12 protein-coding genes are annotated in these 13,544 nt (G+C 70.6%); 10 read left to right on the top strand and 2 right to left on the bottom strand.

Features of this window, described 5'->3' with window-relative positions:
* Positions 1–4: 4 nt before the first annotated feature.
* The 10 genes from pdxT (at position 5) to OHA84_RS08450 (ending at position 11,141) form a co-directional block, all read left to right on the top strand.
* Positions 5–598 carry a pyridoxal 5'-phosphate synthase glutaminase subunit PdxT gene (gene pdxT, locus OHA84_RS08495; protein WP_053676653.1) on the top strand — a complete coding sequence of 198 codons (594 nt, stop codon included), beginning with the start codon at positions 5–7 and terminating at the stop codon, positions 596–598.
* Between the two features lie 57 nt (positions 599–655).
* The gene (locus OHA84_RS08490) at positions 656–1,408 is read left to right on the top strand and encodes a YebC/PmpR family DNA-binding transcriptional regulator (protein ID WP_053676652.1); all 753 of its coding nucleotides are present in this window, start codon (positions 656–658) and stop codon (positions 1,406–1,408) included.
* 248 nt (positions 1,409–1,656) lie between these two features.
* Entirely contained in the window at positions 1,657–2,223 is a 567-nt protein-coding gene (ruvC, locus tag OHA84_RS08485) for a crossover junction endodeoxyribonuclease RuvC (protein WP_266951383.1), read from the top strand.
* On the top strand, positions 2,220–2,852 hold the full coding sequence (ruvA, locus tag OHA84_RS08480; RefSeq protein ID WP_266972359.1) for a Holliday junction branch migration protein RuvA: 633 nt from the start codon (positions 2,220–2,222) through the stop codon (positions 2,850–2,852). The genes ruvC and ruvA overlap by 4 nt, the downstream gene beginning before the upstream one ends.
* A gap of 300 nt (positions 2,853–3,152) precedes the next feature.
* Positions 3,153–4,226 (top strand): Holliday junction branch migration DNA helicase RuvB, encoded by a 1,074-nt coding sequence (gene ruvB / locus OHA84_RS08475; protein WP_053676649.1) that lies wholly within the window; start codon positions 3,153–3,155, stop codon positions 4,224–4,226.
* 164 nt (positions 4,227–4,390) lie between these two features.
* Positions 4,391–4,873: a preprotein translocase subunit YajC gene (gene yajC / locus OHA84_RS08470; RefSeq protein ID WP_053676648.1), complete on the top strand. Its 483-nt coding sequence runs from the start codon at positions 4,391–4,393 to the stop codon at positions 4,871–4,873.
* A gap of 153 nt (positions 4,874–5,026) precedes the next feature.
* The gene (gene secD / locus OHA84_RS08465) at positions 5,027–6,859 is read left to right on the top strand and encodes a protein translocase subunit SecD (protein ID WP_078998594.1); all 1,833 of its coding nucleotides are present in this window, start codon (positions 5,027–5,029) and stop codon (positions 6,857–6,859) included.
* A 3-nt stretch (positions 6,860–6,862) separates the two neighbouring features.
* A complete protein-coding gene (gene secF, locus OHA84_RS08460; protein WP_053676647.1) occupies positions 6,863–7,930 on the top strand; it encodes a protein translocase subunit SecF in 1,068 nt (355 codons plus the stop codon).
* Positions 7,927–8,478: an adenine phosphoribosyltransferase gene (locus OHA84_RS08455; RefSeq protein WP_053676646.1), complete on the top strand. Its 552-nt coding sequence runs from the start codon at positions 7,927–7,929 to the stop codon at positions 8,476–8,478. Before secF ends, OHA84_RS08455 begins: the two co-directional genes overlap by 4 nt.
* Before the next feature lie 239 nt (positions 8,479–8,717).
* Positions 8,718–11,141, top strand: coding sequence for a bifunctional (p)ppGpp synthetase/guanosine-3',5'-bis(diphosphate) 3'-pyrophosphohydrolase (locus OHA84_RS08450; protein ID WP_053676645.1), 2,424 nt, complete (start codon positions 8,718–8,720; stop codon positions 11,139–11,141).
* Positions 11,142–11,222: 81 nt separating this feature from the next.
* Here OHA84_RS08450 and OHA84_RS08445 read toward each other — a convergent pair whose 3' ends face one another.
* Both OHA84_RS08445 and OHA84_RS08440 read right to left on the bottom strand, forming a co-directional pair.
* Complete coding sequence (locus tag OHA84_RS08445; protein WP_053676644.1) at positions 11,223–12,452, bottom strand: DUF349 domain-containing protein; 1,230 nt, start codon at positions 12,450–12,452, stop codon at positions 11,223–11,225.
* Positions 12,453–12,650: 198 nt separating this feature from the next.
* Complete coding sequence (locus OHA84_RS08440; protein ID WP_053676643.1) at positions 12,651–13,427, bottom strand: peptidylprolyl isomerase; 777 nt, start codon at positions 13,425–13,427, stop codon at positions 12,651–12,653.
* Positions 13,428–13,544 lie beyond the last annotated feature (117 nt).

Genomic DNA, 13,544 nt, shown 5'->3' with positions numbered 1-13,544 from the left:
AAGCATGAGCAGCACCCCCGTCATTGGTGTCCTGGCACTTCAGGGCGATGTACGGGAGCACCTGATCGCCCTGGCCGCGGCGGACGCCGTGGCCAGGCCGGTCCGGCGTCCCGAGGAACTCGCCGACGTCGACGCCCTGGTGATCCCCGGCGGCGAGTCCACGACCATGTCCAAGCTCGCCGTGCTGTTCGGCATGCTGGAGCCGCTGCGCGAGCGCGTGCGGGCCGGGATGCCGGTCTACGGCACCTGCGCCGGCATGATCATGCTCGCGGACAAGCTCCTGGACGGCCGCGAGGACCAGGAGACGCTGGGCGGCATCGACATGATCGTCCGCCGCAACGCCTTCGGGCGCCAGAACGAGTCCTTCGAGGCACAGATCGACTTCGCGGGCATAGCCGGCGACCCGGTCGAGGGTGTCTTCATCCGCGCCCCGTGGGTAGAGTCGGTCGGCGCCTCGGTCGAGGTGCTCGCCACGTACGACGGTCACACCGTCGCGGTACGGCAGGGGAACGTGCTCGCCACGTCCTTCCACCCGGAACTGACCGGCGACGACCGCGTTCACGCGTACTTCGTCGACATGGTGCGCGCGGGGCTGTGACGGCGTCCCGGTAGGATCTGAGGCGAACACTGTTGGTGACGCGAAGGAGACAGGCAGATGTCCGGCCACTCTAAATGGGCTACGACGAAGCACAAGAAGGCCGTGGTTGACGCCAAGCGCGGCAAGCTCTTCGCGAAGCTGATCAAGAACATCGAGGTCGCGGCCCGCATGGGCGGCGCCGACATCGATGGCAACCCGACGCTCTTCGACGCCATCCAGAAGGCCAAGAAGAGCTCGGTCCCGAACAAGAACATCGACTCCGCGGTCAAGCGCGGCGGCGGCCTCGAGGCCGGCGGCGCCGACTACGAGACGATCATGTATGAGGGCTACGGCCCGAACGGCGTCGCGGTGCTCATCGAGTGCCTCACCGACAACCGCAACCGTGCCGCGTCCGACGTGCGTGTCGCCATGACCCGCAACGGCGGCTCGATGGCCGACCCGGGCTCGGTCTCGTACCTGTTCAACCGCAAGGGTGTCGTCCTCCTGCCCAAGGGCGAGCTCTCCGAGGACGACGTCCTGGAGACGGTCCTGGAGGCCGGAGCCGAAGAGGTCAACGACCTCGGGGACAGCTTCGAGATCATCAGCGAGGCCACCGACATGGTCGCGGTCCGCACCGCGCTCCAGCAGGCCGGCATCGACTACGACTCGGCCGACTCCAACTTCCTGCCGACCATGCAGGTCGAGCTGGACGAAGAGGGCGCGCGCAAGATCTTCAAGCTGATCGACGCGCTGGAGGACAGCGACGACGTGCAGAACGTCTTCGCCAACTTCGACGTATCGGACGAGGTCATGGAGAAGGTCGACGCCTGAGCCGCGGGCTCTCGCCGCAACAGACGTGAACGGCCCGCCGGATGCATCCGGCGGGCCGTTTCGTTGGTCGTTTCACCGGCCCGCTCGATCCCCGGCCCGCTCGATCCCCGGCCCGCTCGATCCCCGGGCCGCTCGATCCCCGAGCCGCTCCTCGCACCGGCCGCCGAACAGAGCGACCCGTCCCGTGCCGTCACGCCGCTGTCGGTGCCGGCCGGTAGCCTGCACACCTGCGTGAAGGAGGAGGGGACGTGCGAGTGCTCGGTGTGGACCCGGGGCTGACCCGCTGCGGTATCGGGGTGGTCGAGGGCGTCGCGGGTCGCCCGCTGAAGATGCTGGGCGTGGGGGTCGTACGGACGCCCGCCGATGCCGAGATCGGCTTGCGGCTCGTCGCCATCGAGCAGGGCATCGAAAGCTGGCTCGACGAACACCGCCCCGAACTCGTCGCGGTGGAAAGGGTGTTCAGCCAGCACAACGTCAGCACCGTCATGGGGACCGCGCAGGCCAGCGCGGTCGCCATGCTCTGCGCCGCCCGCCGCGGGCTGCCCGTCGCCCTGCACACCCCCAGTGAGGTCAAGGCCGCCGTCACCGGCAGCGGTCGCGCCGACAAGGCACAGGTGGGAGCCATGGTCACCCGCCTGCTGCGGCTCGACGCGCCGCCGAAACCGGCCGACGCCGCCGACGCCCTGGCCCTCGCCATCTGCCACATCTGGCGGGCCCCCGCCCAGAACCGCCTCCAGCAGGCGGTCGCCCTGCACGCCGCGACCGCCGCGCGCGGCTCCGCCCCCGTCTCCGCCCGGAAAGGCCGTACCCGATGATCGCCTTCGTCAGTGGCCAGGTCGCCGCCCTCGCCCCCACCCTCGCCGTGATCGAGGTCGGGGGCGTGGGCATGGCCGTGCACTGCACGCCGAACACCGTCTCCGGGCTCCGGCTGGGCGAACCCGCGCGGCTGGCGACCTCCCTGGTCGTACGGGAGGACTCGCTGACGCTGTACGGCTTCGCCGACGACGACGAGCGACAGGTCTTCGAGCTGTTGCAGACCGCCAGCGGGGTCGGGCCGAGGCTGGCCCAGGCCATGCTGGGCGTGCACAGCCCGGACGCGCTCCGGCTGGCCGTCTCCACGGGCGACGAGAAATCCCTGATGGCGGTGCCCGGCATCGGCAAGAAGGGGGCGCAGAAGCTGCTGCTGGAGCTCAAGGACAAGCTGGGCGCACCGCTGGGCACCAGCGGCCTGGTCGGGGCCCAGCGGGCCGCCGCCGGCGGACCCGCGCCGTGGACGGAGCAACTCGCGGCGGCGCTGATCGGGCTGGGGTACGCCTCGCGGGAGGCGGAGGAGGCGGTCTCGGCCGTCACCCCGCAGGCCGAGGACGCCATCGCCGCCGGCGGCTCGGCCCCCGTGCCGCAACTCCTGCGCGCCGCCCTCCAGTCCCTGAACCGGGCGCGCTGACCCCGCGACGCACCCCCGCGACGCACCCCCGCGACGCACCCCCGCGACGCACCCCCGCGACGCACCCCGTCAACGCGGCCCCGGACCCGCCGCCCGCACCGGCGACCCCGGCCGGCGGCGGCCGACCGCGACCGCCGCGCGACCCGACCCCGACCGCCGCGCCCCGCCGGTCCGGCCGACCGGGGGAGTCCGTACGGCGGGCCGCCCACACGCGGTACGGGCCCGGGGTGGCGTCCCCGTACCGGGCCGCCCACAGGGCCACGATGACCACCGCACCGACCGAGAAGGCAGACTGACACCGTGAACTGGGACGACGAGACCGACGCAGCCGAGACCGACCGTCTTGTCGCGGCGGCGGCCGGCGGCGAGGACACCGCCGTCGAGGCGGCCCTGAGGCCCAAGGACCTCGGAGAGTTCGTCGGCCAGGAGAAGGTCCGCCGGCAGCTCGACCTCGTCCTCAAGGCGGCCCGCCAGCGCGGGGCCACCGCCGATCACGTTCTGCTCTCGGGCGCGCCCGGCCTCGGCAAGACCACCCTCTCCATGATCATCGCCGCCGAGATGGGGGCACCCATCCGGATCACCTCCGGTCCCGCCATCCAGCACGCCGGCGACCTCGCCGCGATCCTGTCCTCCCTCCAGGAGGGCGAGGTCCTCTTCCTCGACGAGATCCACCGCATGTCCCGGCCCGCCGAGGAGATGCTGTACATGGCCATGGAGGACTTCCGCGTCGACGTGATCGTCGGCAAGGGCCCGGGCGCGACCGCCATCCCGCTGGAGCTGCCGCCCTTCACCCTCGTCGGTGCCACCACCCGGGCCGGACTGCTGCCCCCGCCGCTGCGCGACCGCTTCGGCTTCACCGGACACATGGAGTTCTACGTACCGGAGGAACTCGAACGGGTCATTCACCGCTCGGCCCGCCTCCTCGACGTGGAGATCGACACCGCCGGCGCCGCGGAGATCGCCGGCCGCTCCCGGGGCACGCCGCGCATCGCCAACCGGCTCCTGCGCCGAGTCCGGGACTACGCCCAGGTCAGGGCCGACGGAGTGATCAACCGCGAGGTGGCCGGCACCGCCCTCCAGTTGTACGAGGTGGACGCGCGGGGGCTCGACCGGCTCGACCGGGCCGTGCTGGAGGCCCTGCTCAAGCTGTTCGGCGGCGGACCCGTGGGCCTGTCCACCCTCGCCGTGGCCGTCGGGGAGGAGCGGGAGACCGTCGAGGAAGTCGCCGAGCCCTTCCTGGTGCGCGAAGGGCTGCTGGCACGGACGCCCAGGGGCCGGGTCGCGACCCCCGCCGCATGGGCCCACCTGGGGCTCGTACCGCCCCAGCAGGGCGGTAGTGGATCAAGCGGACAACAGGGGTTGTTCAGGGCCTGACGGCGCGGAGGTTCGACCGCCCAGGAACTGCGGTGCCATGCTGGGCGTTGTTCCATCGGTGCGGACTCGCCTAGACTCCGCCGATGCCGACCCTTCGGGTCGGCATGCCCACCCCCGTAGAAGAAGGCCGTCTCCCGTACGGTCGTGCGAAGGATCTCCGTCCCGTGAATCTCGTGACACTCCTCCCGTTCATCGTGCTCATCGGGGCGATGTTCCTGATGACCCGCTCCGCCAAGAAGAAGCAGCAGGCGGCCGCGCAGATGCGCAACGAAATGACGCCCGGCACCGGGGTCCGCACCATCGGTGGCATGTACGCCACCGTGAAGGAGATCGGTGAGGACACCGTCACCCTCGAGGTGGCCCCCGGCGTCCACGCCATCTACGCGAAGAACTCCATCGGCGCCGTGCTGGAGGACGCCGAGTACAACCGCATCGTCCACGGCGCCACCGATGATCTGACCATCGACACGCCGGTCGTCCCGGACGACGCCTCCTCGCTGACCGCGGGCGAGACGCCGAAGACCGACCTGTCGAAGGACGAGGACGAGGCTCCCAAGCTCGACCTGGGCAAGAAGGACGAGCCCGGCGACGGGCCCGCCGACGAGCCGAAGGACGGCAAGACCGACGGCGAGGCCGGCGCGAAGTAGCGCTCGGCCGGGAACCGCGGAGGCGCCTGATCGGCGGCCGCCGCGGTTCCCGTGAGTGACACTTCTGCGGGGGGCAGGGGTCCCCACCACACATTTCGTGGCCGTCCGCGTGCTGACCCGGCGCGGGGCGGTTGGACAGGGAGATACGACAAGGTGGCAGCACCGAAGAAGGGCCGGCGGCCCACGGGGGCTCAGGGGAGGCCGGGGCGTGCCCTGGCGATCATCCTGATCGCGATGGTGGCGCTCACCGCGGGGATGTTCCTCTCCAAGCAGACGACTCCCCGACTGGGCATCGACCTCGCCGGTGGTACGAGCATCACGCTCAAGGCGAAGAGCGAGCCCGGCAAGCCGGACGCGATCAACGAGACCAACATGAACACCGCGGTCGGCATCATCGACCGCCGTGTCAACGGTCTCGGCGTGTCGGAGGCCGAGGTCCAGACGCAGGGCCGCGACCACATCATCGTGAACATCCCCAAGGGAGTGAACGAGCAGCAGGCGCGCGAGCAGGTCGGTACCACCGCCCAGCTCTACTTCCGCCCGGTCCTGGCATTCACCCCCAGTGAGCCGGCCACGCCCAACGCCACGCCGAAGCCGTCCGGCAGCCCGTCCGCGAAGCCCTCCGGCAGTCCGTCCGCGAAGCCCTCCGCGAGCGGTTCCGGCGCCCCCAAGGCCCAAGACGGCAAGCCGTCGGCCACCCCGTCGTCCAGCGCCACTTCCCAGGGCCGCGCGCTCAGCGAGGGCCTCAAGGCCCCGAGCGCCCCCTCTCCCACGCCGTCGGCGAGCGGGTCGAAGAAGGCAGACGACAACAAGGCCACCACCCCGGCCACCACCCCGGCACCGGTCCCGTCGGGCGCCGATGCCGCCGTGGCCGACCTGCAGGCCAAGTTCGCGGCGCTGAACTGCGCCGACCCGGCGCAGCGCGCCGAGGCCGGCAAGGGCGCCAAGCCCGAGGACCCGATGGTCGCCTGTGGCGACCGCGGCAAGTGGGTGCTCGGCCCGGCCGCCGTGAACGGTCAGGACATCGACAAGGCCAAGGGCGAGATCAACCCGCAGACCAGCGAGTGGATCGTCACGATGCAGTTCACCGACAAGGGCGCGGACAAGTTCGCCAAGATCACCGGTGAGCTCGCCACCAAGCAGATGCCGCAGAACCAGTTCGCGATCGTGCTCGACGGCTCGGTGATCTCCGACCCGTCCGTGAGCCAGGCGCTGACCGGCGGCAGCGCCGAGATCTCCGGTGGTGGTTTCAACCAGGAGTCCGCCACGGACCTGGGCAACATGCTCTCGTACGGCGCCCTGCCGCTCTCCTTCCAGGAGGACAGCGTCACCACCGTCACCCCCGCGCTCGGCGGCGAGCAGCTGAAGGCCGGTCTGATCGCCGGCGCCATCGGCCTGCTCCTCGTGGTGATCTACCTGCTGGTCTACTACCGGGGCCTGGCGTTCATCGCGATCGTCAGCCTCCTGGTGTCCGCGATCCTCACCTACACGATCATGGCGCTGCTCGGAAAGGGCATCGGGTTCGCGCTGAACCTGCCCGCCGTCTGTGGTGCCATCGTCGCGATCGGCATCACGGCGGACTCGTTCATCGTGTACTTCGAACGCATCCGTGACGAGATCCGTGAGGGACGCACCCTGCGCCCGGCCGTGGAGCGCGCCTGGCCGCGGGCCCGGCGCACCATCCTGGTCTCCGACTTCGTGTCGTTCCTCGCCGCCGCGGTGCTGTTCATCGTCACCGTCGGCAAGGTCCAGGGCTTCGCCTTCACGCTGGGTCTGACCACCCTGCTCGACGTGGTCGTGGTGTTCCTCTTCACCAAGCCGATCATGACCCTGATGGCCCGTACGACGTTCTTCTCCAGCGGCCACCCGTGGTCCGGGCTGGACCCGAAGCGGCTCGGCGCCAAGCCCCCGCTGCGCCGGTCCCGCACCGGTACCGGTGCGGGTGCCGCCACCGTGTCCGCCCCCGTCGACTCGAAGGAGGCGTGAGAGATGTCGAAGCTGGGAGATCTCGGCGCCAGGCTGTACCGCGGTGAGGTCGGCTACGACTTCGTCGGCAAGCGTTTCCTCTGGTACGGCGTTTCCATCCTGATCACCATCACGGCGATCGTGGCCCTGGCCGTTCAGGGCCTCAACATGGGCATCGAATTCAAGGGCGGTGCCGTCTTCACCACCCCGAAGCCGGCCGCCTCCGTCGCCCAGACGACGGAGATCGCGGAGAAGGCCTCCGGGCACGACGCGATCGTCCAGGAGCTCGGCACCGGCGGCATGCGCATCCAGATCTCCGGTCTGGACACCGCCGCCGCCGCCGACGTGAAGAAGGACCTGGCGGCCGAGCTGAAGGTGCCGGCCGGCGACATCAACGCGGACCTGGTCGGCCCGAGCTGGGGCGAGCAGATCGCGAACAAGGCCTGGACCGGCCTCGCCATCTTCATGGTCCTCGTGGTGATCTACCTCGCCATCGCCTTCGAGTGGCGGATGGCGGTCGCCGCGCTGGTCGCGCTGATCCACGACCTCACCATCACCGTCGGGGTGTACGCGCTCGTCGGGTTCGAGGTCACGCCGGGCACCGTGATCGGTCTGCTCACGATCCTCGGTTACTCCCTCTACGACACCGTCGTCGTATTCGACGGTCTCAAGGAGGGGTCGAAGGACATCACCAAGCAGACCCGCTACACCTTCAGCGAGGTCGCCAACCGCAGCATCAACGGCACGTTGGTCCGCTCGATCAACACCACCGTCGTGGCGCTGCTCCCGGTCGGGGCCCTGCTCTTCATCGGCGGCGGCTTCCTGGGCGCGGGCATGCTCAACGACATCTCGCTGTCGCTGTTCGTCGGTCTCGCGGCCGGCGCGTACTCCTCGATCTTCATCGCGACCCCGCTGGTCGTGGACCTGAAGGAGCGCGAGCCGTCCATGAAGGCCCTCAAGAAGCGGGTGCTCGCGAAGCGGGCCGCCGCGGCGGCCAAGGGCGAGTCCGTCGACGGGGGCCAGGCCTCCGAGGGCTCCCCGCAGGTCGTGGCCCAGGGCCAGGCCGAGGGCCACGGACGGCGGCGCCGATGACCGCGTGCGCACCCGAGGTCCGCGAGCTGCTGCTCAGCCGGATCAAGGACGTCCCGGACTATCCGAAGCCGGGAGTGATGTTCAAGGACATCACCCCGCTGCTGGCCGACCCGAAGGCCTTCGCGGCCCTGACGGACGCGCTGGTGGACCTCGCGGCCCGGTACGGCGCGACGAAGATCGTCGGGCTGGAGGCGCGCGGATTCATCCTGGCGGCCCCGGTGGCCGTCCAGGCCGGGATCGGCTTCGTGCCCGTCCGCAAGGCCGGGAAGCTGCCCGGAGCGACGCTCTCGCAGTCGTACGAGCTGGAGTACGGGACCGCGGAGATCGAGGTCCACGCCGAGGACCTGTCGGCCGGTGACCGGGTCATGGTCATCGACGACGTCCTGGCGACCGGCGGCACGGCCGACGCCTCGCTCTCGCTGATCCGGCGCGCCGGCGCCGAGGTCGCCGGCGTGGCGGTCCTGATGGAACTGTCGTTCCTGCCGGGCCGCGCCCGGCTGGAGCCGGGCCTCGACGGCGCTCCGCTGGACGCGCTGATCGTGGTCTGACCCTTCTGTCACACGGAGCGGGCGGTGTACCGGGGCGACCCGGTACACCGCCCGCTCCGGCTTTGCGGGGGCGCGCGGCGCACTCCACCGCGGTCCCCTCGCGTGCGAACGCCGGCGGATCCGGGCGTGCCCGGGCGGCGGCGGGGGAGCCGGGGCCGAGGGGAACGAGCCGGCGCAACCCTCGCTACCATGGGTTATCCGGACCTGACCGGGGCACCGGATCCGCTTGAGGAGCGCTCTTGCCAGACGAGGTCCAGCCAATCTCCGCCGCGCAGCCCGACCCGCAGCCCGAGGAGGCCGCGGCGGCCGCAGCCACGCCCCCGCCGGCCCCGCCGGTCAAGCCCGCTCCGGCGAAGCCGGCCGGGTCCTCCAACCGGGTGCGCGCCCGGCTCGCGCGCCTCGGCGTACAGCGTTCCAACCCGTACAACCCGGTACTGGAACCCCTGCTCCGCATAGTCCGCGGCAACGACCCGAAGATCGAGTCGGCGACGCTGCGTCAGATCGAGCAGGCGTACCAGGTCGCGGAGCGTTGGCACCGCGGCCAGAAGCGCAAGAGCGGCGACCCGTACATCACGCACCCGCTCGCGGTGACCACGATCCTCGCCGAGCTGGGCATGGACCCCGCGACGCTGATGGCGGGCCTGCTGCACGACACGGTCGAGGACACCGAGTACGGGCTGGACCAGCTCAGACGCGACTTCGGCGACGCCGTCGCGCTGCTCGTCGACGGGGTCACCAAGCTCGACCGGGTCAAGTTCGGCGAGGCCGCCCAGGCCGAGACCGTGCGCAAGATGGTCGTCGCCATGGCCAAGGACCCCCGGGTCCTGGTCATCAAGCTCGCGGACCGCCTGCACAACATGCGCACCATGCGCTACCTCAAGCGGGAGAAGCAGGAGAAGAAGGCCCGCGAGACGCTGGAGATCTACGCGCCCCTGGCCCACCGGCTGGGCATGAACACGATCAAGTGGGAGCTGGAGGACCTCGCCTTCGCGATCCTCTACCCCAAGATGTACGACGAGATCGTGCGTCTGGTCGCGGAGCGGGCGCCCAAGCGCGACGAGTACCTCACCGTCGTCACGGACGAGGTGCAGACCGACCTCAGGGCGGCCCGCATCAAGGCCACCGTCACCGGCCGGCCCAAGCACTACTACAGCGTCTACCAGAAGATGATCGTGCGCGGTCGCGACTTCGCGGAGATCTACGACCTGGTCGGCATCCGGGTCCTGGTGGACACCGTCCGGGACTGCTACGCGGCCCTCGGCACCGTGCACGCGCGATGGAACCCGGTCCCCGGCCGGTTCAAGGACTACATCGCGATGCCCAAGTTCAACATGTACCAGTCGCTGCACACGACGGTCATCGGGCCCAGCGGCAAGCCGGTCGAACTCCAGATCCGCACGTTCGACATGCACCGCCGCGCCGAGTACGGCATCGCCGCCCACTGGAAGTACAAGCAGCAGACCGTCGCCGGCACCTCCAAGGTGCGCACCGACGTGCCGCAGGCGGCCAAGGGCAGCGCGGGCCAGGACACCGTCAACGACATGGCGTGGCTGCGGCAGCTGCTGGACTGGCAGAAGGAGACCGAGGACCCGGGCGAGTTCCTGGACTCGCTGCGCTTCGACCTCTCCCGCAACGAGGTCTTCGTCTTCACGCCCAAGGGCGATGTCATAGCGCTGCCGGCGGGCGCCACCTCGGTGGACTTCGCGTACGCCGTGCACACCGAGGTCGGTCACCGCACGATAGGGGCGCGGGTCAACGGGCGGTTGGTGCCGCTCGAATCGACCCTCGACAACGGCGACCTGGTCGAGGTGTTCACCTCCAAGGCCGAGGGCGCCGGACCCTCCCGGGACTGGCTGGGCTTCGTCAAGTCCCCGCGGGCCCGCAACAAGATCCGGGCCTGGTTCTCCAAGGAGCGCCGCGACGAGGCGATCGAGCACGGCAAGGACGCCATCGCGCGGGCCATGCGCAAGCAGAACCTGCCCATCCAGCGGATCCTGACGGGAGACTCGCTCGTCACCCTGGCGCACGAGATGCGCTACCCCGACATCTCCTCCCTCTACGCGGCGATCGGCGAGGGCCACGTGGCCGCGCAGGGCGTCGTCCAGAAGCTGGTGCAGGCCCTCGGCGGCGAGGAGGCCGCCAACGAGGACATCGAGGAGAGCATCCCGCCGGCGCGCGGCAAGTCCAAGCGCCGTGCCAACGCCGATCCGGGCGTGGTCGTCAAGGGCGTGGACGACGTCTGGGTCAAGCTGGCCCGCTGCTGCACCCCGGTGCCGGGCGACCCCATCATCGGGTTCGTCACGCGGGGCAGCGGCGTGTCCGTGCACCGCGCGGACTGCGTCAACGTGGACTCCCTCTCCCAGCAGCCCGAGCGGATGCTGGAAGTCGAGTGGGCGCCCACCCAGTCCTCCGTCTTCCTCGTCGCCATCCAGGTCGAGGCGCTGGATCGGTCACGACTGCTGTCCGACGTCACCCGGGTCCTGTCGGACCAGCACGTCAACATCCTGTCGGCGGCCGTGCAGACCTCGCGCGACCGGGTGGCCACCTCCCGGTTCACCTTCGAGATGGGCGACCCGAAGCACCTCGGGCACGTCCTGAAGGCCGTACGCGGCGTCGAGGGCGTCTACGACGTCTACCGCGTCACCTCGGCCCGCCGGCCGTAGCCCGCGGCGCCCGGGGCCGAACACCGAACGGGCACCACCGGAGGATTCCGGTGGTGCCCGTGTCCACGTGTCGAGCCGGCGTCAGCCGCCGAACTCCTCCAGGCCCTTGAGCGCCTGGTCCAGCAGCGCCTGACGGCCCTCCAGCTCCCGGGAGAGCTTGTCGGCCCGCGCGTTGTTGCCCGAGGCCCGCGCCGCGTCGATCTGCCCGCGCAGCTTGTCGACCGCCGCCTGCAACTGCCCCGTCAGACCGGCCGCACGCGCCCGGGCCTCCGGGTTCGTACGCCGCCACTCGCCTTCCTCGGCCTCCTGGATGGCCCGCTCCACGGCGTGCATCCGACCCTCGACCTTGGGACGGGCGTCGCGCGGTACGTGGCCGATGGCCTCCCAGCGCTCGTTCAGGGAGCGGAAGCCGGCACGGGCCGCCTTCAGGTCCGTGATCGGGACGAGCTTCTCGGCCTCGTCGGCCAGCTCCTCCTTGAGCTTCAGGTTCTCCGTCTGCTCGGCGTCGCGCTCGGCGAAGACCTCGCTGCGAGCGGCGAAGAAGACGTCCTGCGCACCGCGGAAACGGTTCCACAGGTCGTCCTCGGACTCGCGCTGCGCCCGACCCGCCGCCTTCCAGCTCTCCATCAGCTCGCGGTAGCGCGCGGCCGTCGGACCCCAGTCCGTCGACTTCGACAGCGACTCGGCCTCCGAGACCAGCTTCTCCTTGGCCTTGCGGGCGTCCTCGCGCTGCGCGTCGAGCGAGGCGAAGTGCGCCTTGCGACGCTTGGAGAAGGCGGAGCGGGCGTGGGAGAAGCGGTGCCACAGCTCGTCGTCCGACTTGCGGTCGAGTCGCGGCAGGCCCTTCCAGATGTCCACCAGGGCGCGCAGCCGCTCACCGGCACTGCGCCACTGGTCGCTCTGCGCCAGCTCCTCGGCCTCGACGACCAGGGCGTCCTTGGCCGCACGGGCCTCGTCCGCCTGCCGGGCCTTCTGGACCTTGCGCTCCTCGCGCCGCGACTCCACGGTCGCGACCAGCTTGTCCAGCCGGACGCGCAGAGCGTCGAGGTCACCCACGACGTGGTGCTCGTCCAGCTGCGTCCGCAGATGGTCGATCGCCGTCTGGGCGTCCTTGGCGGACAGATCGGTGGTCCGCACCCGCCGTTCGAGGAGGCCGATCTCGACCACCAGGCCCTCGTACTTGCGCTCGAAGTAGGCCAGGGCCTCCTCAGGGGTGCCGGCCTGCCACGAGCCGACGACCTGCTCGCCCTCGGCGGTACGCACGTACACGGTGCCGGTCTCGTCGACTCGGCCCCACGGGTCGCTGCTCACAGCGCCTCCTCCACCTGATGCCTTGCGAGGGGTTCACCCCCTGGGCATCGTCCACAGTTTCCTGGGGCGGGCCGCGCCCGCCCTGCACAACGCCAACATAGGCGACCGCCGGGCCGGCTGTCCGCATCCCGCACGACGGAATATCGACGCGCGGGCGGTGGGCCGGCCGGGTTCGGGCCGCCGTCGCTCGGTCCTCGGTCAGTTCTTGGTGACGACGCCCTTCTCGATGGTCACACCGTTCTTCGGGGCCCCGTCCTGGGCCCCGTCGGCGGTTCCCGCCTTGGCGATCCCCTCCAGGACCTTCAGGCCGGCCGCGTCGATCTTGCCGAAGGGCGTGTACGAGGGAGCCAGCGGGCTGTCCTTGTAGACGAGGAAGAACTGGCTGCCGCCACTGCCCGGCTGACCCGTGTTCGCCATCGCCACCGTGCCGGCCGGGTAGACGACCTGACCCTGGGCATTCGGCTTGCCGAGGGAGTCGAGGTTCTCGTCGGGGATCGTGTAGCCGGGGCCGCCCGTCCCGGTGCCCTCGGGGTCGCCGCACTGGAGCACGAAGATCCCGCCGGTCACCAGGCGGTGGCACTTGGTCTTGTCGAAGAAGCCCTTGTCGGCGAGCGACTTGAACGAGTTGACGGTCTGCGGGGTCTTCGCCGCGTCCATCTCGAACTTGATGGCGCCCGCGTTCGTCTTCAGGTCGAAGGTGTACTTCGCCTTCTGGTCGATCGCCATGGCCGGCGGCGACTGCTTGGGCGAGGGCGAGGACGACGGCGTGTCCGTCGGGTCGGTCGCCTTCGTGTCCTTCGAATCGAAGACGCCTCCCACCACCAGGCCGATCAGCGTGGCGGCCACCACGGCCACCGCCGCACCGATCACGGCCATGTTGCGGCGCGCCTTGCGCCGGGCCGCGGCCCGGTTCGCCTGCTGGCGCTCGTACTTCTCCCTGGCGAGCTGTCGCCGACGCTGATCGCTCGTGACCACCGGTCGTCTCCTTGTACGTCTCTGGTACCGCTGTCCGGGCTGGGCTAGGCCGTACCGTATATGGGTTCGCTGTGTAATGAGCGGCGCCGGTAGGCTCTGAGCAGCGGTATTTCCATC

The sequence above is a fragment of the Streptomyces sp. NBC_00513 genome, from assembly GCF_041431415.1.
Taxonomy (GTDB): domain Bacteria; phylum Actinomycetota; class Actinomycetes; order Streptomycetales; family Streptomycetaceae; genus Streptomyces.
Note: the sequence above shows the minus strand (reverse complement) of the source record. Positions and strands in the feature narration are given on the sequence as shown.

What these genes read in the sequence shown, in the direction of transcription:
- OHA84_RS08455 (WP_053676646.1), top strand. Translation starts at nt 7,927, where the DNA reads ATGACCGCGTGCGCACCCGAGGTCCGCGAGCTGCTGCTCAGCCGGATC.
- OHA84_RS08490 (WP_053676652.1), top strand. Translation starts at nt 656, where the DNA reads ATGTCCGGCCACTCTAAATGGGCTACGACGAAGCACAAGAAGGCCGTG.
- ruvA (WP_266972359.1), top strand. Translation starts at nt 2,220, where the DNA reads ATGATCGCCTTCGTCAGTGGCCAGGTCGCCGCCCTCGCCCCCACCCTC.
- pdxT (WP_053676653.1), top strand. Translation starts at nt 5, where the DNA reads ATGAGCAGCACCCCCGTCATTGGTGTCCTGGCACTTCAGGGCGATGTA.
- secF (WP_053676647.1), top strand. Translation starts at nt 6,863, where the DNA reads ATGTCGAAGCTGGGAGATCTCGGCGCCAGGCTGTACCGCGGTGAGGTC.